Source organism: Hahella sp. CCB-MM4, from assembly GCF_002260525.1.
Classification (GTDB): Bacteria; Pseudomonadota; Gammaproteobacteria; order Pseudomonadales; family Oleiphilaceae; genus Hahella.
In genome coordinates, this window is record NZ_MRYI01000003.1 from 178,166 (window position 1) to 201,042 (window position 22,877).

23 protein-coding genes and 1 tRNA gene are annotated in these 22,877 nt (G+C 48.3%); 15 read left to right on the forward strand and 9 right to left on the reverse strand.

Features of this window, described 5'->3' with window-relative positions:
• Nucleotides 1-6: 6 nt before the first annotated feature.
• On the reverse strand, nt 7-2,709 hold the full coding sequence (locus BTA51_RS07945; RefSeq protein ID WP_168188101.1) for an ATP-binding protein: 2,703 nt from the start codon (nt 2,707-2,709) through the stop codon (nt 7-9).
• 328 nt (nt 2,710-3,037) lie between these two features.
• Here BTA51_RS07945 and BTA51_RS07950 point away from each other — a divergent pair, with 328 nt between their 5' ends.
• The 12 genes from BTA51_RS07950 (at nt 3,038) to BTA51_RS08005 (ending at nt 13,556) form a co-directional block, all read left to right on the forward strand.
• The gene (locus BTA51_RS07950; protein WP_094706912.1) at nt 3,038-4,561 is read left to right on the forward strand and encodes a DNA-3-methyladenine glycosylase 2 family protein; all 1,524 of its coding nucleotides are present in this window, start codon (nt 3,038-3,040) and stop codon (nt 4,559-4,561) included.
• A gap of 25 nt (nt 4,562-4,586) precedes the next feature.
• Nucleotides 4,587-5,117 carry a methylated-DNA--[protein]-cysteine S-methyltransferase gene (locus BTA51_RS07955; RefSeq protein WP_094706913.1) on the forward strand — a complete coding sequence of 177 codons (531 nt, stop codon included), beginning with the start codon at nt 4,587-4,589 and terminating at the stop codon, nt 5,115-5,117.
• Nucleotides 5,118-5,213: 96 nt separating this feature from the next.
• Nucleotides 5,214-6,098 (forward strand): DMT family transporter, encoded by an 885-nt coding sequence (locus BTA51_RS07960; protein WP_094706914.1) that lies wholly within the window; start codon nt 5,214-5,216, stop codon nt 6,096-6,098.
• 199 nt (nt 6,099-6,297) lie between these two features.
• Nucleotides 6,298-6,672: a metalloregulator ArsR/SmtB family transcription factor gene (locus BTA51_RS07965; RefSeq protein WP_094706915.1), complete on the forward strand. Its 375-nt coding sequence runs from the start codon at nt 6,298-6,300 to the stop codon at nt 6,670-6,672.
• Nucleotides 6,673-6,789: 117 nt separating this feature from the next.
• A complete protein-coding gene (locus BTA51_RS07970; RefSeq protein ID WP_094706916.1) occupies nt 6,790-7,266 on the forward strand; it encodes an ArsI/CadI family heavy metal resistance metalloenzyme in 477 nt (158 codons plus the stop codon).
• Nucleotides 7,267-7,416: 150 nt separating this feature from the next.
• Nucleotides 7,417-8,421 (forward strand): ArsJ-associated glyceraldehyde-3-phosphate dehydrogenase, encoded by a 1,005-nt coding sequence (locus BTA51_RS07975; RefSeq protein WP_094706917.1) that lies wholly within the window; start codon nt 7,417-7,419, stop codon nt 8,419-8,421.
• 101 nt (nt 8,422-8,522) lie between these two features.
• Nucleotides 8,523-9,746 carry an organoarsenical effux MFS transporter ArsJ gene (gene arsJ / locus BTA51_RS07980; protein WP_094706918.1) on the forward strand — a complete coding sequence of 408 codons (1,224 nt, stop codon included), beginning with the start codon at nt 8,523-8,525 and terminating at the stop codon, nt 9,744-9,746.
• 69 nt (nt 9,747-9,815) lie between these two features.
• Nucleotides 9,816-10,499 (forward strand): bifunctional tRNA pseudouridine(32) synthase/23S rRNA pseudouridine(746) synthase RluA, encoded by a 684-nt coding sequence (gene rluA, locus BTA51_RS07985; RefSeq protein WP_094706919.1) that lies wholly within the window; start codon nt 9,816-9,818, stop codon nt 10,497-10,499.
• Between the two features lie 313 nt (nt 10,500-10,812).
• The gene (locus BTA51_RS07990; protein WP_094706920.1) at nt 10,813-12,276 is read left to right on the forward strand and encodes a response regulator; all 1,464 of its coding nucleotides are present in this window, start codon (nt 10,813-10,815) and stop codon (nt 12,274-12,276) included.
• Between the two features lie 235 nt (nt 12,277-12,511).
• Nucleotides 12,512-12,601 (forward strand) — tRNA-Ser (locus tag BTA51_RS07995).
• A 338-nt stretch (nt 12,602-12,939) separates the two neighbouring features.
• Nucleotides 12,940-13,122: a hypothetical protein gene (locus BTA51_RS30480; RefSeq protein ID WP_210404787.1), complete on the forward strand. Its 183-nt coding sequence runs from the start codon at nt 12,940-12,942 to the stop codon at nt 13,120-13,122.
• Between the two features lie 191 nt (nt 13,123-13,313).
• The gene (locus tag BTA51_RS08005) at nt 13,314-13,556 is read left to right on the forward strand and encodes a hypothetical protein (protein ID WP_094706921.1); all 243 of its coding nucleotides are present in this window, start codon (nt 13,314-13,316) and stop codon (nt 13,554-13,556) included.
• A gap of 310 nt (nt 13,557-13,866) precedes the next feature.
• On the opposite strand, the gene BTA51_RS08010 is transcribed toward BTA51_RS08005, so the two are convergent.
• From BTA51_RS08010 to BTA51_RS08035, 6 genes are all read right to left on the reverse strand, one after another.
• Nucleotides 13,867-14,847, reverse strand: a complete 981-nt coding sequence (locus BTA51_RS08010; protein ID WP_094706922.1) for a transposase — start codon at nt 14,845-14,847, stop codon at nt 13,867-13,869.
• 162 nt (nt 14,848-15,009) lie between these two features.
• Nucleotides 15,010-15,513, reverse strand: a complete 504-nt coding sequence (locus tag BTA51_RS08015; protein ID WP_094706923.1) for a hypothetical protein — start codon at nt 15,511-15,513, stop codon at nt 15,010-15,012.
• A 109-nt stretch (nt 15,514-15,622) separates the two neighbouring features.
• Entirely contained in the window at nt 15,623-16,030 is a 408-nt protein-coding gene (locus BTA51_RS08020; protein WP_094706924.1) for a hypothetical protein, read from the reverse strand.
• 62 nt (nt 16,031-16,092) lie between these two features.
• On the reverse strand, nt 16,093-16,509 hold the full coding sequence (locus tag BTA51_RS08025) for a hypothetical protein (protein ID WP_094706925.1): 417 nt from the start codon (nt 16,507-16,509) through the stop codon (nt 16,093-16,095).
• Between the two features lie 112 nt (nt 16,510-16,621).
• The gene (locus tag BTA51_RS08030) at nt 16,622-16,996 is read right to left on the reverse strand and encodes a hypothetical protein (RefSeq protein WP_094706926.1); all 375 of its coding nucleotides are present in this window, start codon (nt 16,994-16,996) and stop codon (nt 16,622-16,624) included.
• A gap of 132 nt (nt 16,997-17,128) precedes the next feature.
• Nucleotides 17,129-17,407, reverse strand: coding sequence for a hypothetical protein (locus BTA51_RS08035; protein WP_094706927.1), 279 nt, complete (start codon nt 17,405-17,407; stop codon nt 17,129-17,131).
• 941 nt (nt 17,408-18,348) lie between these two features.
• Here BTA51_RS08035 and BTA51_RS08040 point away from each other — a divergent pair.
• The 3 genes from BTA51_RS08040 (at nt 18,349) to BTA51_RS08050 (ending at nt 19,956) form a co-directional block, all read left to right on the forward strand.
• Entirely contained in the window at nt 18,349-18,678 is a 330-nt protein-coding gene (locus BTA51_RS08040) for a hypothetical protein (RefSeq protein ID WP_094706928.1), read from the forward strand.
• A gap of 22 nt (nt 18,679-18,700) precedes the next feature.
• Nucleotides 18,701-19,354: a hypothetical protein gene (locus tag BTA51_RS08045; protein WP_094706929.1), complete on the forward strand. Its 654-nt coding sequence runs from the start codon at nt 18,701-18,703 to the stop codon at nt 19,352-19,354.
• Nucleotides 19,355-19,464: 110 nt separating this feature from the next.
• Nucleotides 19,465-19,956, forward strand: coding sequence for a hypothetical protein (locus BTA51_RS08050; protein WP_094706930.1), 492 nt, complete (start codon nt 19,465-19,467; stop codon nt 19,954-19,956).
• 58 nt (nt 19,957-20,014) lie between these two features.
• Here BTA51_RS08050 and BTA51_RS08055 read toward each other — a convergent pair whose 3' ends face one another.
• Together BTA51_RS08055 and BTA51_RS08060 are read right to left on the reverse strand one after the other, a co-directional pair.
• Nucleotides 20,015-21,520: an RHS repeat protein gene (locus BTA51_RS08055; RefSeq protein WP_094706931.1), complete on the reverse strand. Its 1,506-nt coding sequence runs from the start codon at nt 21,518-21,520 to the stop codon at nt 20,015-20,017.
• 521 nt (nt 21,521-22,041) lie between these two features.
• On the reverse strand, nt 22,042-22,866 hold the full coding sequence (locus tag BTA51_RS08060; RefSeq protein WP_094706932.1) for a protein-glutamate O-methyltransferase CheR: 825 nt from the start codon (nt 22,864-22,866) through the stop codon (nt 22,042-22,044).
• Nucleotides 22,867-22,877 lie beyond the last annotated feature (11 nt).

The following is a 22,877-nucleotide window of genomic DNA, read 5'->3' on the forward strand; positions in this document are numbered from 1 at the left end:
AGCTTTTCAAGAATTATCCACGGCGGCCTTGGCCTCTGTCAGCTCAGGCATGAGCGGCACGTCAAAGTAGAAAATGCAGCCACCTTCATTTTTATTCCGGTAGTGAATACTGCCACCATGCTTCTCCACAATGGCCTTGGATATATTCAAACCAAGGCCTGACCCTCCCTGGGTTCTGGAAGTCGATGAGTCGGCCTGGGCAAATCGCCCAAAAATCTTATCGGAAAATTCTTCCGGAATACCCGGTCCGCTGTCTATAACCTCAATACGAATATGATTCTTCTGCCTTATCGCACTGATATGCACCTCAGTATTCGGCTTGGAGAACTTCGCGGCGTTGGACATCAGATTGGTCATAACCTGAGTCAAGCGCTCATTGTCTCCCCATATCACCAGCTCATCATCAACGGCATCGAGCACAAACTGCACCCGATAGTGATCTGCATATGGCTGGTTATTACGGCAGATATCCTGCAGCCACTCAGCCACAGAAATCCTGACGCATTTTATCTTGAAGTCCACTTCGGTAATTTTCTTGAAGTCCAGAATCCGGTTGACCAGCTCCAACAACCGCTGGCTGTTACGATTCGCGATATCGAGCAGACTTTCTGATTTCTCATCCATCGCGACTTTCTGATTTCTGATTAGGCCCAATGCCCCTTTTATGGCCGTCAAAGGAGTGCGAAGCTCATGACTCACAGTAGAAATAAACTCATCTTTGATACGATCAATCTCTGCCCGTTCAGTGATGTCTCTCACCATGACCAAGTGGTAAAGCTTGTTTTCCAGTCCATAGTCAGAAATGGACAGATCAATCGCAACCTGATCCCCGTTTCGCCGGTTCCCGGTGGTTTCCATGACTCCCCCTCCAGCGCCCTCAATACTGTTCAGGACATAATGGAAATTCACTCCTTCAAGCGCTGGAATTAGATGGACGATTTTCTCCCCCAACAACTCCTGTCCTGCGGTCAGAAATATCTCTTCTGCAGAACGATTCGCCCTGATAATCACACCATCCACATCCACCACCAGCAACGCGTCCGGAGTATTATCCACAATAGCCTTCAGGGAGTTTTCTGAATCCCTCAGTGCCGCTGTCCGCTCTCTGATCATGACTTCAAGCGCCACGGTTCTGCCAGTGAAAAAGAGCGCCACCATTCCACTCATTACCGAGAACAATAATCCCAGAACGTAGACAAACCAAGCCGTCAGAGACAGGTGGCTGACGTAATTGTCAACCGTCGGGGTAATGACAAAAAGCCACTCTCTATCAGCGACTTTGATAGGAATCTTCCAGACCAGTTCTGAATCAAAAGCGCCCTGATCCTGACTGGTCACAGCGCGGTATTCCCCCGACCGACTGATTTGGGTTTGATACAACAGCCCTTCATCCGTATCTGAGGTATCGACTATACGGACAAAAAAACCACGGAAATTCTGACTATCAAAGAAATGCTCCAGCAATATCCCTACTTTGATTACCGCGGTGAAATACCCATCCAAAATGTCCCCGTCACTGGAGAATTTAGGGAAGAAAACCAGTACCCCCGCCTGAGCTCCGTCATCCTGCACCAACCGGATTCTCTCAGTTAATACCGGGGCCTTGGTATCTCTAGCTTTATCAAGTGCCACACGCCTGAATGGATTTGCCAATACATTAAACCCCAGGGCCTCCTTATTCCCTTCAAAAGGCATAATGAACTGCACCGGCACGATCTCATCATGCTCCGGCGACTCTTGCAGAGAGCCATCAATCCGCTCTCTAATACCCGTATCCACGCCATAATCCCGCTGCATCACCAATTCCACATAGGTACGTAATCGCTCATTGGCATATGGATTCCAGGACAGGGCCTGCAAATTGTCGTAACGCTCCAGCAGCCACCCAACCTGATCCTCAAACGTTTTCCGGGAGCTACGCTGCACAATTCCCATATTCCTGGCGACGGTCTCCAGCACGCCAATCTGGGCCTTCATTGTCTGCTCAAAGGTGATCACCATAGCCCTGGCTTCCGTCTCAAGTCGAAGCCGGGCATTGTTCTCCTCTGAATTTCTAGCGTAATAGAATCCGACAGTGGCAAGAATAAATGTCAGAGCAAGTGTCAACGATACCGGCCACCGCCGGGGTTTCCACATACTGACTGGACTCAAAGTCCACACCAGGATCAATGGTCCAAATATGGCAGTGCCGATAGAATCTCCAAGCCACCACACAGCCCAATTCTGTAACAGAGATTCCGTTGGCATCAGCCCCGCAGTCACAAGAGACGTACATCCAACCGTGGCACTGACAAGACAACTTAGCGGCCCGGTAATGACGATAAATAGAAAAATGAGATAAAGATCAGACAGAGTGTTGGGAAACCTTCCAAATTTCATCACCAGATAACGAGCCAGCATGGCCTGAATTGCGGCACCAATCCCAATAAAGGCTATTAGTGCTACCTGAGTGAGAGCGACGCCGCCGGAGGAGTTCTCCAGCGTCACCGTATAATTAACAAGAAAGGACCCCAACCAGATTCCAAACCCTTGCCTGTATCCCCCCATGATGACGGCAGCCAAAGCAATGCCCGAGGGTATCCAGATAGCCGTGGCGTATGCGCTGTCCGCAGCAAAGGCGAGCCCCAGGCGACCCGTAGTGAAATATCCAACGGCGGTGAGGAGTATCCACCCGTACTGAGATAGCCGCGACGAGCTGGGCCGAAACATGTCAGATCTCATATTTGATATGCATGCATGGAATCAGGTTTGCCAATACCGAGCTGGTTTTACATCCTGCAAAGTTCACCTCCGTGTAATCCTCTGTTCATCTGACGGCTGACAGGGATATTCAACAGAGCCACTTTATCAGTTTAGTCCCGACCAGCAGAATTTCATGCGCAATCCATGGTGCAATGACGTTTATGAGATCCCCCGATCCGCTCTTTCGCTTATATTTCGGGACCTCCGAAAGAATTGCCAAAATGCCCGCTGAAAACAAAAAATTCAGTTCCGAAAATGGCGAGCTTCTCCAAACAACTCAGGCTATGATGCCTCCATGGAACTAGATCACAACACCTGTTATTCAGCGCTGCTGAGCCGAGACACGAGATTCGACGGATTGTTTTTCGTTGGAGTATCCTCCACCGGCATATACTGCCGCCCGGTCTGCCGTGTAAAAACGCCAAAGCAGGTAAACACACAGTTTTTCATCAGCGCGGCGGCGGCAGAAAAAGCGGGCTATCGCCCCTGCCTGCGCTGCCGCCCGGAGCTGGCCCCAGGCCTCTCCCCTCTCGACAGTGGCAACACCCTGGCAATTTCCGCCAAGGAAATGATCGACAAGGGACTACTGCAGGAACTTTCCACAGAAGAGCTGGCGGCAAAGCTGGGAATTACAGACCGGTATCTGCGCAGGATTTTCAATGAAACCTTCGGCGTCAGCCCCCAGGAATATAATCATTCAAGACGCCTGCTGCTGGCCAGACAACTGTTGATGGACTGCAGTCTGCGCATCAGTGACATCGCACTGGCAGCCGGCTTTAACAGCCAAAGGCGTTTCAACAGCGCCTTCAAGGATGCATACCGGCAGGCGCCCTCAACTTTTAAACGCAATCCTGTGAACGGACAGGGAGACACATTCTACCTGGAGGTCGGCTATCGGGCTCCCTTTGCCTGGCAGCAATTCCGAGACTTTCTTCAGCCCCGTATCATTCCAGGTGTTGAATGGGTGTACGAGGACGGATATCGTCGCACGCTGAGACTGGTTGACTGCAAAGGCACAATTCACTCTGGCTGGATCGACATCCGCCACCTGCCCAAGAAGCACCGATTCGGCATCACCCTGCCCCTATCCCTGCTACCTCAGTTAAGCTGGATAAAGAATCGCGTAACGCATTTTCTCGATCTGTCGAATAATCCGGTGGAAACCAACACATTTTTCAGCGATGCGCAAAACTGGATTGATGGACTGAGCAGGATTGATAGACCGAGCCGGACTGACGGACTGGGCTGGATCAACGGACTGAGAGTACCAGGCAGTTTCTCCGGATTTGAAATCGGCGTTCGCGCCATATTGGGCCAGCAGATCAGTGTCGCAGCCGCCATTAAAAAGCTGGGGCAATTTAGTGAAGAATTTGGCTCCTCGACAGAAACACCTTTTCCCGAACTGCATACGGCATTTCCTACAGCCATCGACATGGAGCACGTAACCGTCGATTCAATCGCATCACTCGGGGTCATACGTCAAAGAGCCCAGGCCATTCTCCTCCTGGCTGCTCACAGCAGGCAGGATCCCATGTTTCTGGAACCGGGTATCAATATCGACAACCAGATTCAGCAGCTCCTTGAGGTCAAAGGAATCGGCGAATGGACTGCACAATACATTGCCATGCGCGGATTGGGCTGGACCGACGCCTTCCCGGCAGCAGACGTCGGGGTTCTTAAAGCATTGGCAATATTCAGAGACCAGCAGATCAAAGCCACCGAGGCGAAGGAAATTGCCCGACAGTGGCGCCCTTGGCGCAGTTACATCACGATGCACTTCTGGAACCTCCTGGCATCAGAAAGCAGTAAATCTTATTAAATCCAATGCAATCCGACGAACTCACATGACAGAATTATCGAACCAACAAACCATCCTGTATCAGGATATCGATTCGCCTCTGGGCACCATCAGATTGACGACAAACGGGAATGGCCTGACCGGCTGTTATTTTCACGGCCAGAAATACTTCCCGGAACTGTCGGCACGTTGGCAACCCGGCAGTCATGAGGTATTGGAGCAATCCCATAGTTGGCTGCTTCGCTATTTCCATAGAGAAAACAACGCAGATTTCCCCCCGGTGCAGGAGCTGGTTTTGACTCCTCAAGGCACGGAATTTCAGAAGCGGGTTTGGCAGGTATTACTACGCATTCAGCCTGGAAACACCAGAAGTTATAGTGATTTGGCAATGGAGTTGAATCACCCCAATGCAACTCGGGCGGTGGCTGCCGCCGTTGGTAGAAATCCCTTATCCATTATCATTCCCTGCCACCGCGTGATAGGGAAGAATCTCTCACTTACAGGCTATGCGGGAGGGCTGGACCGAAAACAAGCCCTACTGACTCTGGAAGGCGCACTACCTGAACGCCTGATTTGATTCGGACCCCTTTTCTTGAATTGGATCTCATTACTTGATTTGGATCCCTTTATTTGATCCGAATCCGACAACGGAATAATAACGAGCGAGAATGACGTGACAGCAAAAGACAGCCTAATCCTGACTTTTCTAGCGGCCATCTGGGGCGCTTCCTTTTTATTTATGCGCGTGGCAGTCCCCGAATTTGGCCCGATTGCCATGATCCAACTGAGAATCGGTATTGCCGCACTCTGTCTTTTGCCTTTTCTGTTGTGGCGCTACCGTAACAAAATCGACTGGTCACGCCTGCCCCACTATATTGTGCTTGGCATTACCAATTCAGCTCTACCCTTCACGTTACTGGGCTTCGCCACAGTTCACGTCAGTGCCGGCTACACGTCCCTGCTGAACTCCAGTGTTCCTCTCTGGAGTGCCATCGTCGGCGCCTTGTGGTTGGGAGACTGGCTGACCCGGTGGCAATTGGGTGGCATCATGCTGGGATTTCTCGGAGTATTTATCCTCGTTCTCGGCAAAGGAGAGCTCAGTTTTTCAGGCCCGACGATGGCCATCATCGCCTGTACTCTGGCCACCATGAGTTACGGCGTATCCGCCAACTATACCAAGCGCTACCTGAGCGGCACCCAGCCCATCGTACTGGCCACCATGAGTCAGGCGACAGCCGCCATCCTGATGCTTCCTCTGACATGGCTCTACTGGCCAAGTCAGACAATCTCATCAACTGCCTGGGTGTTCGTCACAGCCCTTGGGGCAGTTTGTACAGCATTCGCCTATATACTTTTCTATGGCCTGATATCCCGCGTCGGCCCTACCAAGACGGTTTCGGTGACCTTTCTTGTTCCAGTGTTCGCGATGCTCTGGGGGCACGTATATCTGGCTGAACAGATCACCGCTTATATGTTGGTTGGTTGCCTTGTAATTCTTATCGGCACAGCCTTCACCATCGGTCTCATCGCACCGGCTCGTATTCGGCCTGCCGGTTAATTCCCATCGTCCTGGCTTCCCTGCGACTTCTCTCTGCACTTCCCAGCCCTTGGACGACATTGGCACGTTGCTCCAAGGGCTGCCCCTGACCCTCTTATCTCTTATCCTCTTATCCTCTTATCTCTGATCCTCATAAATAGTCATTGAACTTTACATATCTCAGTGCTATATATGGAATACCATATATATGGAGCTCCATATGAACCCTGTCGATCTGTTTAAGACCCTGGCGGATGACACCCGCTTAAAAACCATCTGCCTGATTGTGCTCAGAGGAGAGCTCTGCGTGTGTGACCTGGTGTCCGCCCTGAGTCTCAGCCAACCGAAAATTTCCCGGCACCTGGCACAACTCAAAGCAACAGGTGTATTGCTGGACAGGAAGCAAAAGCAATGGGTGTACTATCGCCTTAACCCTGACATTCCTGCATGGTTTGACCAGGTATTGAAACTCACTGTGGCAGGCAACGAAGCATTGATCAGTGACGCCAGAAGAAATTTATCCGGCAATAGCTGTTGTGACGAAGAGACAGCAGAAACACTCACAGGGATAGCCCCCAATACATGCCAGGCATAAACATCACACAGGTATCGCCTTGAATCTTGATACAACCAAGCATAGTTAGCCAAGACTTCGACCGTTTCCCCATCAACAACAGACTATATTCGATATTCCGAATATACAGGAGACCAAATGAAACGCTTGCACATCCATCTCAACGTCAAAGATCTGGAAAACAGCATTCAATTCTATAACCGGCTGTTTGCTGTTGAACCCACTCTGGTTAAAGACGATTACGCCAAATGGATGCTTGATGATCCGCGAGTCAACTTTGCCATTTCTACTCGAAGCCGAAAATCAGGTCTGGATCACCTTGGCCTACAGGCAGAGTCAGAGGGCGAGTTGGAACAAATTCACGAGGCCATGCGCCATGCGGATCAACCTGTTGTTAACGAACCGGGCGCCACCTGTTGCTATGCCCGCTCCAACAAGCATTGGACGGTGGATCCTGATGGCGTGGCATGGGAAGGCTTTCATAGCCTTGAAAGCATTCCGACGTATGGCAAAGAAGAACCCTCCGCAGAAAAGGAAGATCTTCACGAATCTGGAGACAAAGCAGCCTGCTGCATCAACAAAATCAAGCCGGAATCAGCCGGCCGCTGCTGTTAAACGCATAGAACCGGCATTAGAACAATCTATGCTGACAGAGAATTCTATGCCGACAGAGAAATCTATGGGGACAGAGACATACATCTGTCCCCATAACATTACAGCCCTGGGGAGTAATCTCAGGGAACAAACAAATCACGAGAGAGCTTCATGAGCATCCGAGTAGGTATTAACGGCTTTGGCCGAATGGGACGACTGGTATTACGCGCCGCCTGGAATTTTCCTGAGATAGAATTCATCCAGATTAATGATCCGGCTGAAACACCTGAAGTTCATGCCCACTTGCTTCAGTTTGATTCTGTACATGGTCGTTGGAACCATGAAATCGGACACAATGAAAATGCCTTGCTGATTGACCAAACTCCCATACGCTTGACCCGCAACACTTCCATCGAAGACACAGATTGGAGCCAATGTGACATAGTGCTTGAATGCTCCGGCGTCATGCGTCAAAAAGCATTGCTGGAGCAATATCTTGCGCAGGGGGTGAAGAAGGTAATTGTTTCCGCTCCGGTGAAAGAAGAAGGCATCCTCAATGTCGTGATGGGGGTAAATGATCACCTATACGATAACAGTGTACACCCGATTGTTACGGCGGCTTCCTGCACCACTAACTGCCTGGCCCCTGTGGTAAAAGTACTGCATGAGTCACTGGGTATTCACCATGGTTCAATGACAACGATCCACGACCTGACCAACACCCAAACCATTATTGACGCGCCTCACAAGGATTTGCGTCGGGCACGCGCCAGCAGCATGAGCCTGATTCCCACCACCACTGGATCAGCGACTGCGATCACCAGGATTTTCCCGGAACTGGAAGGGCGACTTAACGGCCACGCCGTCCGAGTACCATTGCTCAACGCGTCACTGACGGACTGCGTATTTGAAGTGAAAAGTTCGACAACCGCTGAAGAGGTAAATCACCTGTTTAAACACGCTTCACAAACCAACCTTAAAGGCATTCTGGGCTTTGAAGAGAGACCTCTGGTTTCCATCGATTATCGCACCGACCCGCGATCCTCCATCATCGATGCCCTGTCCACCATGGTCGTGAATAAAACCCATGTAAAGGTCTATGCCTGGTATGACAATGAATGGGGTTACGTTAACCGGATGGCCGAGTTGGCAGTAAAGATCGGGCACCTTTTGTAAGGCGCCATATCCTGCATGTAACTATGGCATGCAACTCTTAATAGCCACCAAGCTCTTATACTTAAGCTGTCACAGATAAGCCCTTTCAATCGAGCCTAAATATGCCGCCGAGATTATCAACCGATATCCGCCAATACCTCATTATTACCGGGAACTACTGGGCGTTTACCCTCACTGACGGCGCTCTGCGCATGCTGGTTGTATTGCACTTTCACGGGCTTGGATATTCGCCATTGGAAATTGCCCTGCTGTTTTTGTTTTATGAGTTTTTCGGTGTTGTTACCAATCTGATTGGCGGCTGGCTGGGAGCCAGAATCGGTCTTAACCGAACCATGAACATTGGCCTGGCCATGCAAATTGTCGCACTGACCATGCTGATGGCCCCGGCTTCCTGGCTGACCGTACCCTGGGTGATGGCCGCCCAGGCACTGTCCGGCATCGCCAAAGATCTCAATAAAATGAGTGCCAAGAGTGCAGTAAAGTCCCTCGTACCTATAGACGCCCACAGCCGGCTATTTAAATGGGTGGCATTTCTAACCGGATCAAAAAATGCGCTCAAAGGTATAGGATTCTTTCTCGGCGGCGCACTACTCAGCATACTCGGCTTCCAGTCAGCCATGATCGCCATGGCGATCCTCCTGGGCGCCTGCTGGCTTTTCAGTCTGGCCGCCTTGCAGCATGATCTTGGAAAAGCCTCATCAAAACCCAAGTTCCGGGAGATATTTTCGAAAAGCCGGGCCGTCAACATCCTTTCTGCCGCACGCTTATTTCTGTTTGCTTCCCGGGATGTATGGTTTGTCGTCGCGCTCCCGGTTTACCTCAGTGAAACCTTTCACTGGACGTTCTGGCAGACCGGTGGATTTCTTGCCTGCTGGATTATCGGCTACGGCACCGTCCAATCGCTGTCCCCAAAAATTCTGACTTTCTCTCAATCTAACGATGACAGCAAGGTTGATTACCGTGGAGCCGCCACGCGATGGGCAGGCTTACTGGCATTGATCCCGGCAGCGATCGCTGCAGGACTCTATTTTCAACTCAACACCTATGCCGTGATTATTGGCGGCCTATTGCTGTTTGCCATCGTATTTGCCGTCAATTCGGCCTTACACAGCTTCCTGATTGTGCATTTTGCCTCAGAAGACGGAGCCTCACTCGATGTAGGTTTTTACTACATGGCCAATGCCATGGGTCGCCTTATCGGCACCGTTCTCTCCGGTGCGATCTTCCAACTTTACGGGCTGACAGCCTGTCTTGGTGTTGCCGCTGTTTTTCTGATGACCACGACTCTGATTTCACTGGCATTACCCCAAACGATGGAAAAATGACGATGACATTATTGTCGATGGGTTATAATAATCCGCTTTCCACCAGGCCCTGTAATACCAAGCTTTCCGATGTCAGACACCAACACACCTTTCACTTACCAGCCCCCCACGATTCCCTGGCTCGACATACGTTACAGGGACCGTGACATTATCGTGGTAAACAAACCTAGCGGCATTCTTACATCCCCCGGCAAAGGCAGTGAACTGGAAGACTCCATATGGCGCAGGGTTCAGCAGATATACCCTCTCAGCCAGGTTGTCCACCGGCTTGATATGGCCACTTCTGGCGTCCTGATACTTGCCTTGAGAAAGAAGGCCGAGATTGCATTGAAAAAGCAATTCATGAACCGAACGGTCGCCAAAACCTATGTGGCTAGAGTGGCCGGCGTGATGGAGCAGGACAGCGGTTTGGTTGATCTGCCCCTTATATGCGACTGGGAGCACCGGCCCAAGCAGAAAGTCTGCTTTGAGCATGGCAAACCCGCACAAACCCGTTTCAGCGTCATCAGCCGGAGTGCAAATTCCACCTTGGTCGCACTCTACCCGATTACCGGACGCTCACATCAGTTAAGAGTCCACATGCTGGCGCTTGGTCATCCGATATTGGGCGACAGATTCTATGCTTCCCCCGACATCATCGCGCAATCATCTCGTCTTTTACTGCACGCACAATCAATTGCATTCAACCATCCCTACAGCGATGAGCGGATGACGTTTGATGTCACTCCCTGCTCAGATTTGCGCGCCACTTAGAGTCAGAGTTTCACGGTTTAAGTCGATTATTCAGACCACCATATACGCCTAATTTCTGAGCCCAGATAGGCCTTATGGCCGGTTGTGGCCTTTTCTGAACACTGTATGATTAACCGTTACTGCGAAAGGCGATAGCACATCCCTCTTAATCAGCTAAGAAAAACAGGTCACGAACCAACTAATAACAGCTTCCCATTAAAGGGAACAGTTATCGCCGCTAGATGGAAAAATAAACGCAACCGAGAATGGAGTCCCGCGGTAGAGCGAGTAGGCATACACAAAAGTCGATAAAACCTATTCCGAAGGGTGATCCATGGAAAAGACGATACAGCGACCACGCAAGGATCAGAAGTCGTTCATCCGGCGTGTAGCCAAGCAAATATTCAAACGCCAAGAAGTCCCGAGCCGGGCAATTTACAACATAGATATGCAGGACAACGCTATCTGGGAAATGAGTGCACACGATGCACTGCGCATCCCGTTGACCGGAAGTCCGTTGCAGTCTGGGCATTTCCCTAAAAATGAAACTCCCGACTCTGATACTCCAAAGCCGGAGCGCCATGCAGCTGAGTCACAGCTGCTGGAGCAAACCTATGCGGATGTCAGCGATCTGGCCCTGGATGACAACCTCATGCCCGCGTTTGACTCAGATAAAACCGAGGCTCCCAAGACCAGCAAGGCAAAACAAAGGCCCAGACCCAAAGCGGTTCCGTCGCCTTCCCGTGCCGTATCCGCTGCCGGTAATACCAGACCGTCAGCCGCAGCGAGAGCTAAAGCTGCCGGACCGAGTGCACGAAGAAGCCATAACAGCGATGACGGAAGCGATTCCTCCGGTATCCCACAGCTGACCAACCAAGTATCCCCTGCCAGCACGAGCATTGAAAAGGCAGGCGCAAGGTTGACCCATCTGTTCGAACCGGCATCACGAGACCGCCAGCTACCTTCGGAAAAAGCCTCCACAGAAGACACCTCAGGCTTTCAGGCAGCAGCTAAAAAAATCAAGGCTGCGCGCGGATCAAATGAGATCGTGCTTCTGGTGGAACCCAATAACAAGGTGCGCTCTGCTCTCGCCAATATGATCAAATCTCTTGGTGTCCGCTGCCTGCCGGTTGGCTCAGCCAAAGAAGCATTGAATTTTCTGCACAGGTTCCGTCCGTCAGTCATTATTCTGGACCAGAACCTGAAAGATATGTCGACACCGGAAGTGGTCATTTGTATGCGCGGTCTCTATCGAACCCGCCCGGTGCCCATTGTCCTGATGTCAGAGGAAGACACAGAACTGTTTTCCGACTGGACCAGACGTCTTGATATCAATCACTACCTGGCCAAGCCTTTCAACATCTTTGGTCTTGAACGGGCAATCGGTCGTTACGCCAAAATCAAACCAGCCAAGTCCAACAAGCCCTATGCCGGCTCTGTAGGACTGATTGTAGAACGCCCAGATCTACGCCATTACCTGAGCCGTTTCCTGGTCCGTCACAATTACTGTATTGGTGTCAGCTGCGACCCTGAAAAACTTCAACATGCGGCCGAATTTGCGCAGCAGCAGCCACTGGATGCCTGGCTCGTGCAAACCAATGACGAAGATCTCTGTGCCGACGTTGTAGAGGAACTGGAATCCACCTTCGACATCCCCGTCTATATCGGCTTTGACGACCTGGATCCAACAAGCTGCAACGACAGACAAAAACTCTGCTGGAACGGCAGGCTTCTGGACAAGCTGGGCAAGCTGCTCAGCTCCAGAGAAATCCAACAGGTTGCCGAACAGGTCGCCTGAAAGGCAGATGTTAATCAGACCTAAAACTTTCTCCTGGTAATAGGCCCGTTTTCAAAACGGGCTTTTTTTTAACCATTTAGAAATGAGGGATGAATTAATGTCACCGGATGGGCATAAATTGCTTTCTAAATCTTGCCTTTGGGCAGCCTTTCGTTTAGAGTAGCGGCCCTCGGAAATTGAGCACAGAAAGCTGATGCTCATAGATGTGTCGCCAGATACATCCCAAACAGTTTTAGGTGAGGTGTCCGAGTGGTTGAAGGAGCACGCCTGGAAAGCGTGTATACGTTAACGCGTATCGAGGGTTCGAATCCCTCCCTCACCGCCACGATTAAAAGGCCAGCAAATGCTGGCCTTTTTCTTTTCCAGACTCGGTCGGCGACCGTCCAGCTCTGAAGCACAGCTTCAGATCGCTCGTAGGGCGAAAGCCATGCTTCGCCCCTCACCAGCATCAATAAAAGTCTGAATAGCCCCCCTCTTATTTACTGCCCTACTTCCACCTTAGACTATCTACCTTTTTATTTATTCTTAATCTCAGTAAACCAAACGGCCGATGCCAGGTACACGACTTCACTGATAGCATCCTCAGCTGTAGCACCTTCCGGTGACTTTTTGCTGAGACGTGCAAACCGCGGGTTTAATGGACGACTGAAAGGAGAAATGGAAATGAATGTTGAAGATCTATTTATGGCTCCAGAGGACCTATATAGACTCGGAAATTCAACAGATCCTCGACTTACAAATGTGAGAAGGCCAAAGGGTATTGATACTATTGAAGTCAACGGCATACTTGTAGCTGCGGCAAACGGAAAAGGGGTGTCTTTGTCTACCAAAGAGCGGATTGATTAAACGTCTATGTCAAGGCGGGTATGGAAGATCGCCAAGCATACAGCCCTTCCAACAGGTTTAAAGCTGATTAATGATCGTGCCGGGCACTACAGCATTTGCCCTGTGTCCAACATGCCCCTTGATGAATTTAAAGGGCTTCTTTCAAAGCTGGCAATGAAGTGCCATAAAGTATTCAAAAAGCAGGTGGGCTAATGGCTGAACTTAGAGAAATGCATGTTTCCCTTTTGGACTGGGAGACTCGCGCGGTGCTTGAATCTCTTACCAATGAGATTGCCAGACTGAAACGCATAGCTGAAACAGCTAATGATGAGGACGAAGCCACTGATGCTGGCAATGATTGCTTAGAGTTGCTTGGCTTGAAAGAACGCTTAGAAAATGAAGCCGTAGATGTATTTGGCAAGCAGATTATCGATTTCGACAACGAAGCCGTATGAAATTTGGCGGATACTCATCAAAACACAATGAATCACATTCGTAAAAAGCTTGAAGCTTTAAAAGACAAGATCCGCGAGGACACCAAAAAGTTTGAAGACATAGAGACTGAGCTACTAGAAGTAGGATCACAGACTACTCAGCCCCATAGCAGAGATAGGAGCAGAGTTAGGACACCCGCCTGAACTGCTAATCGATCACTCAAATAATCAAAAATAGGGCTCAATACGTTTGAATGGTAACTCATTTGAGTCTGGCACAAACGGGCCTCAACTGTTCTGTTGATTGCTCAAAACGAGAGTTGAATGAGTGCTAGACAAGGTACAACCGTTGAGAATGGGTTCGTCCCTGACACCATCGTTGTCCAAGTTGAGCGACGGCTTTGTCCAGTTGATCCAGTCTACCCGCCAGTCGCGGAAATCTGTGTCCGAAGTACTTGATACTTTCCGTCCACTCTGCCGGATCAATATTGAGTCTTTTTAGAATAGGCTGTACATGGGCTGAAATGGCACCCCGTTTGTCTTCTCTAATTGCCCTGCCCGTCCAGTCCACCAGTTCCAGATAATCCTGGAGATGGAAAAATATCCCATTGTCCTCAGCATGCTTTCGTTCGTTACCTATGAACCGGACTAAGCGGGACTTCTGGCTTGGAGTTTTGAGATCTTCGATTCGTTCCTGGATTGAGGTATAGTCAGAGGTCTCCGGTAGCTTCGCCATCCCTGCCCGGATAGGATTAAGATCCACGTAGGTCATACAGGTCAATAGCGCCGCTTCATCCAGCAATGCCTGTGATTTGAATCTCCCCTCCCAGAAGCGACCTTTACAGCCGTCTTCTTCATTGGCCTTGCGGGCGATATGCTCGTTAAGACAGCGCATGAACCAGCTAATGGATTGCAACCGCTCACGCCATTCACTAGCAATTTCCGAAACTTTTAATAAAGCGCCTTCATCCAGCTTCTCGCCTTTCCGATACCGGGCTATCAGCGGATGGCCGCCAAACAAGCGGCACCAGCGTTCAATGATTTCGTCTTCAGTCCAGTGTTTCACCCGTTCAGTATCCACTCTCAAGACCACATGATAGTGGTTGCTCATTACCGCATAGGCCACAACATCAATTGTGAAAACCTCAGATAGGAAGAAGAGCCTGTCCACAATCCATTGACGGCGATGCTCATAGCTTTGACCGGAAAAATCATCCTGACCGCAAAGAAAAGCGCGACGGACACAGCGGGCAATACAGTGGTAGTAGCGTGTATCGGAAAGAGAAATCAGTTCTTTTCTGGCGCGAGTCATCCATAACCCCAATTACTGTTTTTATATACAGCTCAACTTTAGATCGGTGGATATCCTATGTCAACGATTGGGTGTCCTCTTACTCTATTCTTTTTCAGCGGCTAACAACGATTGGGTGTCCTCTTACTCTATTCTTTTTCAGCGGCTAATAACAGCCGCTTTTTAGGATTCGACTTTGATTGAGCTAACATTTGCTGACTTGTGTGAAAAATAGGGGAGCATTACTGCATAAAAAAGAGAAGCTCCAGCACCGAAGCCAACTGCGTGCTCCTTAAGGAACTCTGTACCAGTTGACCAATGAGTGCTACCAAACGGATAAAGTATGTAAATACTTGAAATAAAAAGGACCACAGAAACAAATAAGTATACTTTTGGCACCTGTTGCAAATATACAATGGGCTCTATAAAAGAAGATATGATATTTTTTAAAAGTGGCGTATTTTCCTCAATTTTTTCTTCTTTTTTAGAGTCTCTTATTTGATTGATTATAAATAGAATAAACAACGGAAAGACGCCTATAAACGTGGTAAGCACAATAGGTTTGATAACGTCAACGCGATTCACTAAATCAAATTTTGCTGTCAGTGCGCAACCAAGGGCTATCACTCCCAAGAGCGAGGTCGCATTTGTGCAAAGGAACCACCATTTTGTCGAATTTTCCTTCATAGAATCCTAACGCCCGCCACAACCGCATTTATGGAGGGGATTGATTTTTGTTAAAAGTGAAGCGAACAAAAAACAAGCGCCGGAATAAATATCGGCTTGATGGCGCTTGTTATAGGTTGCACCTGTATACATTTAGAAAGCCACCCTCTTTAATTTGCTGCAAGCTCCAGCGCTTTTCCATCGCGTCATCTGCGATGCCACCGTACATTTCCAGTAGAGTAACAACAATAAACTCTGCATGATCACACGATTTATTTTGGGCAGAGCGACGCAATTCAATGCATAGAATTGCACTTGGCTCTGAACCCAGTTGATTTTTGATGTCGCTAGCTTCATCAGGTTCACATTCTCTGAGCCATGAATCATACTCGTATAGGCTTAATGTATAATCATCATTAGCCGATGGATACCACCAGTGCTTCTTTCCACCCACATCGTTTTCAGCTACTTCAGTTAAATCAATACAAAGAGTATCCCAGGAGACATCTTTGAATATTATCGCAATGCTCTCAGCCATGGATTACCTATAACACTTGGGTGTGCTGCGCCGCCAGGTGTCAGTACGACCCTTTTGTTAGATTAATTTCGCATATCACTTACTTTCTCTAGCATCTCATCTAGATTCTTCGATTGTTTCTTTAACTCTTCAATTGATGCAGCAAAAGCCAAATAGTATCCCTCATCGTCATCATTATCAGATGGTCTCCAAGGAGGTCTCAGGTTCCATTCGAGATAGATTCTGAGTTCTCCATGCTTATATCTGAACTCAAGTTCTGGCTCCATAAACTCAATACTTGAATCTTCAAAATTACCGGGAGACACCAACCAACTTGATAGTTCTTTGGCCTCAGAAAAGGTTAAGCTTGGATCCTTTCCCTCCCAAGAACCTTCATCATCAGTTCCTAGAATCCCAATCATCAACCAGTCTTCGTTAGGAAATTCCCAACTGAGAATAGTTAATTCCAACTGATGACCTTTGCTATTTCTAAATCTCATACCAATCTAACGCCGTTGTAACCTGTGCGGTTTGTGGAGTGGAGTTTTGCGGTAAAGTGGCGAAGCCACCGCAAAACGGAGCGTAGCAAACTGCATCAGGTTGACAACCTTGTTATGCATTTTCCTCCTCCAAATCTGCAAGGTCTTCTTCAGTTACCCATTCTGCTGTTTCAGGAACAACTTCCTCCGAAAGCCAATGGAATATATTGGCGTACTCAGCTCTTGCTGGAAAGCCTTCTAATTCTCGTTTACCAGCCCAAGTTAAATGAACGCTAACGACGATACTGAGAATCTCACCATCAACAACCTTAAATCCAGCTACGTCATCACAGTCTTGGCGCCTAGCAAAGGGATAGAAGTCTTCGCCTGTTTCCTTTTGGTACTCCAATCGCAGTCCCTCTTGCCCTGGGCTCTCTATGAACCACCAAGGAAGAAGCCCGTTAAATTTGTGAGCTTTAAGCCAGCGATACTCAATTGGTAATTTCATGCTGCATTCCGATTGGTGCATAACGCCCGACTCACCGGGTAAATTTTTGATGGCGGCTTTTGTGCAGCTCCATGCACAAAAGGTGACAGCGGAAATTTATCCGGTACAGCCGCTTGTTATATGCTGACGTTCTCATAAGAACACCCACGCCACGAGCTTGCCCAGACCAAACACAGCGGCACCGATTACGACTAGCCCCACAAAGAATGCCTTCACATTCTTATCCGAACTATGAAATTCCTCAGCACTTAGCCTGCTGAAGTCTTGCCCTGGAATAGCCTCTCCCGCCGAGAGGATGGCTTTTACATATGCAATTGCCACGGGCAATGCGATCCAGTAAATCGGTACAAGCCCCACCCCGATAATAAATGCGGGAACAACAATCAGTAACGACAGTATTGCTTGGACCATTAGCTATTCCATATAACGGTTGTATATCGTGCATGCGCGTTTTTCCATACCAATATTTTCAAGATAGTTCCTCCAGCCCACTGATTCCAGTGTAAAAATCCCGAAAAGTCAGACTACCTCATCCACGAGAAACCGTGCGTGCGAATATACACATTCGTTGTGGTCTCGTTATCAAAAAAAAACTAGTCGCCAGGCTATTGAATTATCGCAATTTTTATAAATTCACTTCCCCCAAAGCGAGCCATATGGTTCGCCAAAGCGTGCATTTTTTAACACACTCCAAATGTATACTATATTTACGCACAGTTTTTTTTGCAGGACGATCCATGATAGGCGGGCTGTGGAAATTTCACACAACATGAGTCTGTCCGATCAAAGCTATAAAAAGGAGGCCGACTTTTCTGAAGCGTTTTCTCGGCCCAATTTCGGCCCAATCCAAAGCCTTTTTGAGCCAACTTGAGATAAAGCTTAATTTGAGAAACCCAATATTTGCGGGGCTTCAGGTGGCCCTTGGTAGGCCGAGAAAACCACCTTTGAGGGTTCGAATCCCTCCCTCACCGCCATGATTAAAAGGCCAGCAAATGCTGGCCTTTTTCTTTTCTATAATCTTTCCAGAATTCGTTTGCCAAAAAATATACCTTCAAGCCCCCTCCCACTAAAAGAAACAGTGTTGTCCTAAACCTATATAAAAGATCACACAGCGGACGGCCCCCACTCTATTACCCACCGCCGTCACTCGCCCGGATGCCTGAAAGATAATTACGATGAATACCTAGTGATCGCAGCCTACATCTCTCCCTTTCCCGTTACTTCGCCCGAAGGGCCAATGTGATTGAGCCCTCGCCATTGATAGAATGTCACACGCTGAGGCAATACGAATGAGCAATTGCTGTCAGCAATTTAGACTTGACTCAAAAGGAAGCAAAAAGGAAGCGCGAAATATGTTGATGGTTAAGTGGGTAGTGATTTCAAAATCTACAATCCTTGAGGGTTGCCCTGTTCATTTTGACGGTTCAGAGTTCATGTACGGATATTCCGTTGCTTTTGCAGAGGATGCTGAGGAGGCTGTCGAACAGGTAAGAGCTTCACTGCTAAATGATATTAAGCTCGTTCTGCAGGAGGTTATTGAGTGCAAGCTGTATCGGGAAGAAGATTGGCAGGACGATTCTGATACCAGCATATGTGTTAATGAAGCCTACGAGAAAGCCTCTCAAACAGGTGAGCTTGCCCATGGCTCATTCATGTCATCAGATTCCATGGAAGAAGAATAGTAGATAGTAAAAGGAAGCAACTATGACCAAGGGAGCAATGACCCTTGCAGAGGGAAGCGAAGAGTATAAAACCGATGTCAACATCGTGCTGAATGACAGGGTATCCAGGAAACATGTACTCAGAACAACTTTGAATACTTTCGCTGTCTGGAAGAGCAAATATGGTAAGGAGTCTTCTCCTTTCCAAGGCAGGCTTAAGGGCACGATAAAAGAAGCGGCCTTTATTGATAATGAGATTTGGGTGTTCGACATTGATGGCACCAGAGTTAGCGATATTATTACCGCGGTAAGCATCGCCGCCCAATTTTATCGAGTTGAGCCCGGCTACATAATGAGCAATGTTTACATAAAGAATTTAAACGTCGAGGGCGAACATGGCATGACAAGACAAGACCTTGTGGGTGCTAACGCTGCCCTGTATTCTGGTGTCACCAGGTCCTTAAAGCAAGCGGCTCAGCATTTTGGCCTGCGTGGAAGTCTTGATCTGTTTGTGTTGAGTAACAATGCAAACCACAAAATCCCGAAGGACGATCTATACAGAGCGCTTAAAAAAGGTGGGGCCAGTAATGTTACCTCTGACAACAACGTCTACAGGTATACAGTGGGGAGTAACTGTGGAAATGAAAGGGTTAGGAATTTAAAGGAACACCTTCACAAAGCGACAATCAAGCTCTAACAAATCGATATCATGCAACAACTGCAAGGGATTGTTGTTTTATCTGATCTAAGACGTTATTGGGAAATCTGAGGACTGCAGATTTTCCAGGGCAGTAATGAGGGGCAATCGTGAATACACAAGACTTGTTCGATGCATTGGTTAAAGCTGGCGTTATCAAAACACCAGATTCACCAAGTGCCTTATGGAATATTATTGAAGGATACGCTGGCGATAAAGCCATTTCCTATGACCTCGAATGTATTGAGAACCCCTCGGATTACAGGACGGTATTTTCATACCATTTAAGTGCATTTCGAAAAAATCTGCAGATTGGTCGCAAAGACTACGAATCATTCTTGGATTATGAAAACGAGAGGGCGGGGATCTCCGTCGTTATCGACGGAGAGAAATATTCGGCTGAATGGGAACAACAATCTGACTGGGTGGTCGGGGAGTTCTATGACTTTCTCCACAAGGTTATAGAGCCAATGCTTCCAGGTAAGTTCGTCGAATACGTTAGCCTGGACCAGTGCTATTACGGAATCTATGTGCCCAAAGAAGTAGCAGATCCTCTTGAGGCAATTTTTCGTGAATATGACAAGCTACAACATGAGTGGTAGAGGATCTGAACTTCTACAGCTGTAGAAGTTCAGATCTGATCAACACATCGCCAGCGTCTTATTCAAATGTAACAGTATGCTCCGCCGGCGAATTTTTGGCCTCCACACGCCTAACTAACTTGCCGCTACGGTTGTAATCATAGTCAGTGACAAGTCCATTCCTGTCCGTAACGGTATCGAGATATCCATTTACGTCATAGGTGTAAAGCGCTTCAGAGCTTGCGCAACTGCTGGACGCGTCGCCATCCACCCGCACTACTTTGCGGACGCCATAAATCGTTTCAAAATAGTAAGTGGTCAGCTGACCCTGATCACGAGTGACAGTGACGGACTCATCTTCGTTATACACAATGGTATAACTCTCCGCGTCATCTCCTGTTACAGCGGATTTCGTTCTTCCTTGCTCATCATAAGTCCATGTTGCAATCGACACGCCGGAGCCGTCAGTGAGACTAGTCATATGATGAGAATACTTAGCATTTTCATAGTGGTAGCGCTTCAAAAGCACAGGTGAAGCTTCGGGATTGTCCTTACGAGAAAGCGTCGCCAAGTTATTTTTTGCGTCAAACTCATATACAAACTGCTGCCCATTAGGAGCGATCATAGAGCTTAAAAAAGCGCCTTGATAGAACAGTTGCAGTTTCTTCCCATTTGTAGCGACGATTTCCTGTACAAGATCCGTGTTGGCGTAATAGGACAGTGTTATCTCTTCCCCGGAAGCATTGCTCACGGATAACAATCTTCCGGTGTTGTTGTAAATCTCAACTAAGCCATCTCGCTGCACTTCCCACATGTTCAACCCGGAGTCGCCCTTGAAAAGACGCAAGCTGACATTGACGTCTGGATCGCTTACCCATTTATCGCCATCCAGGGTAAATGAATACGCCTGTCCGTCGTCGGTCACGACTTCAGCGATTTTCACCCTGTTAACGTTTCGATAATTGACCCTTCTGGAGTAGGCATTACGCCATCCTGATATTGTGTTGATATCTGAGTAGGCTTTGCTTGAATACATACGGGAGAAAAACAGCAAGGAGTTATCCGCATCCAGATAGTCCACTTCTCGCAAAAATGTTTCACCAACACCCAGGCTGACAGAATCAGCCACTGTAGGACAACCGCCGGCGCGGTTTTTATCTGGTATCACGCCGTGGATTTTACACATAGAGCCCACCTCGGCATAACCCGTTGGACAGCCAGGAGTACCATATATATTTACGCCGCCGTTGCAATCCAGCGCCAATTTGGCGTTGGCGACAATATCGCCGTCCGTTTTAGATCTTAATAAGTAAACACAGTCCAGTTTGCCGTAGGGTTTCACTTTATAGTGGCGCATATAAAGCTCCCACCAGATAACCAATGCTTCCTGAGCAGTGTCGCCTTTGGTAATTCCAAGCCCAGTGGAGGTATAGAAAGGAGGAGAAACTTTCGGGGTTACGTCTATCGCAACGGTAGGAAGATCAGCCAGTGCACTGAGAGAAAACACGGACATGGCCGCCGCCAATGCGGACTTTTTCGGTATAGGCATGTTCTTCAATAAATGATTATCCAGGTTAGCAAACATATATTTTCCTTAAACTACACCTTATCAAAGGCTTAGGGACAGAGGTGGTCAATAATTGTTGATAGCGAGCAAGTTAAACCACAGGGGATGCTTGACTCGTCGTCATTCCAATAGGACCTAGTTATAGCTGAGAAGAGATCAATGACAGACTGATGCGCCTGTTATAGATAAATTAAAAACCTAGCGGACTGGCATAAATCGTAAAAAAGCGGGGTTGGCACATTTCCATGTTATTCCTTGGCCTCCTGATTTATGGCCACTTGGTTTAGAGACATAGGTAAGAAAACAATTCATTTGATGAACCGTTAAAAAACTATTTTCGTAGACTAATTTTTTTCAAAACCTTAATCAACTTTCATTTACTCAACCTGCGCCATTAAAACAGATGAAAGGACATCCTGAGGCTTCCTTTGCAATCATCTCAGAAATTAACGACCATCGACGAATCACTTGACGTCAGATAAGCACTAATCACTCCAGGCAGACAAACCCGGAGTGGAATAAAGAGTATTGGAAGCCACTTATTTAGCGCGGTAGATAATCCCAGGATTACAGTGCACCATCTCGTATTTTTCCGGTAATCCGCTAAGGGACTCAGAAGCCCCCAGGACCAGATAACCGCCAGGCTTGAGAGCTGCATGCATGCGTTTGAGGATATCCAGTTTGGATTCCGCCGAGAAATAGATCAGGACATTTCGACAAAAAATAATGTCGAATTTACCCAGCAGGCTGTAGGAATCCATGAGATTCAGGGAACGAAAATCCACTCCCCGGCAGATCTCCGGTTTAACTTTCCAGGAGCCGTCAGGGGTTTTGGTAAAATAGGTATTCATCCTCTCCTTGGAGAGTCCCCGGCCGATAGCCAGCATCTCATATTCGGCCTTACGCGCCGTTGCCAGCACGCTGGCCGAGATGTCAGTCGCCACAATGTTGAGTGACGCTCTGGAAGCTCCCAGATTCCGACGCTTGAATTCATCGTAGACCATGGAAATGGAATAAGGCTCTTGACCAGTGGAGCAGGCCGCAGACCACAATCTGATCTGAGAAAGACTCTTATTGCTCAAAAGCTCAGGGAGGATTTTTTCTTCGAGTATCCTGAACGGGTGAACATCACGAAACCATAAAGTTTCGTTGGTCGTCATTGCATCAACGACGGACTCACGCAGAGGGTTACGGATCGACCGGTTCATTTTGTCGACCAGCTCTCCGACCGTGGCAATACCTTCCTCCGCCATGATGCGGCGCAAGCGACTTTGTACAAGGTATTGCTTATTGTCACCCAGCACTATGCCGCAAGCTTTTTTCAGAAAGTCCCGAAATTTATCGTAATCGGTGTTGTTAAGCAGAGCGAATACTT

What these genes read in the sequence shown, in the direction of transcription:
- BTA51_RS08040 (WP_094706928.1), top strand. Translation starts at nt 18,349, where the DNA reads ATGTTGATGGTTAAGTGGGTAGTGATTTCAAAATCTACAATCCTTGAG.
- BTA51_RS07950 (WP_094706912.1), top strand. Translation starts at nt 3,038, where the DNA reads ATGGAACTAGATCACAACACCTGTTATTCAGCGCTGCTGAGCCGAGAC.
- BTA51_RS07945 (WP_168188101.1), bottom strand. Translation starts at nt 2,709, where the DNA reads ATGTTTCGGCCCAGCTCGTCGCGGCTATCTCAGTACGGGTGGATACTC.
- rluA (WP_094706919.1), top strand. Translation starts at nt 9,816, where the DNA reads ATGTCAGACACCAACACACCTTTCACTTACCAGCCCCCCACGATTCCC.
- BTA51_RS07955 (WP_094706913.1), top strand. Translation starts at nt 4,587, where the DNA reads ATGACAGAATTATCGAACCAACAAACCATCCTGTATCAGGATATCGAT.
- BTA51_RS08030 (WP_094706926.1), bottom strand. Translation starts at nt 16,996, where the DNA reads ATGAAATTACCAATTGAGTATCGCTGGCTTAAAGCTCACAAATTTAAC.
- BTA51_RS07970 (WP_094706916.1), top strand. Translation starts at nt 6,790, where the DNA reads ATGAAACGCTTGCACATCCATCTCAACGTCAAAGATCTGGAAAACAGC.
- BTA51_RS08025 (WP_094706925.1), bottom strand. Translation starts at nt 16,509, where the DNA reads ATGAGATTTAGAAATAGCAAAGGTCATCAGTTGGAATTAACTATTCTC.
- BTA51_RS30480 (WP_210404787.1), top strand. Translation starts at nt 12,940, where the DNA reads ATGAATGTTGAAGATCTATTTATGGCTCCAGAGGACCTATATAGACTC.
- BTA51_RS08015 (WP_094706923.1), bottom strand. Translation starts at nt 15,513, where the DNA reads ATGAAGGAAAATTCGACAAAATGGTGGTTCCTTTGCACAAATGCGACC.
- BTA51_RS07975 (WP_094706917.1), top strand. Translation starts at nt 7,417, where the DNA reads ATGAGCATCCGAGTAGGTATTAACGGCTTTGGCCGAATGGGACGACTG.
- arsJ (WP_094706918.1), top strand. Translation starts at nt 8,523, where the DNA reads ATGCCGCCGAGATTATCAACCGATATCCGCCAATACCTCATTATTACC.
- BTA51_RS07965 (WP_094706915.1), top strand. Translation starts at nt 6,298, where the DNA reads ATGAACCCTGTCGATCTGTTTAAGACCCTGGCGGATGACACCCGCTTA.
- BTA51_RS07990 (WP_094706920.1), top strand. Translation starts at nt 10,813, where the DNA reads ATGGAAAAGACGATACAGCGACCACGCAAGGATCAGAAGTCGTTCATC.
- BTA51_RS08020 (WP_094706924.1), bottom strand. Translation starts at nt 16,030, where the DNA reads ATGGCTGAGAGCATTGCGATAATATTCAAAGATGTCTCCTGGGATACT.
- BTA51_RS08055 (WP_094706931.1), bottom strand. Translation starts at nt 21,520, where the DNA reads ATGTTTGCTAACCTGGATAATCATTTATTGAAGAACATGCCTATACCG.
- BTA51_RS08010 (WP_094706922.1), bottom strand. Translation starts at nt 14,847, where the DNA reads ATGACTCGCGCCAGAAAAGAACTGATTTCTCTTTCCGATACACGCTAC.
- BTA51_RS08045 (WP_094706929.1), top strand. Translation starts at nt 18,701, where the DNA reads ATGACCAAGGGAGCAATGACCCTTGCAGAGGGAAGCGAAGAGTATAAA.
- BTA51_RS08035 (WP_094706927.1), bottom strand. Translation starts at nt 17,407, where the DNA reads ATGGTCCAAGCAATACTGTCGTTACTGATTGTTGTTCCCGCATTTATT.
- BTA51_RS08005 (WP_094706921.1), top strand. Translation starts at nt 13,314, where the DNA reads ATGGCTGAACTTAGAGAAATGCATGTTTCCCTTTTGGACTGGGAGACT.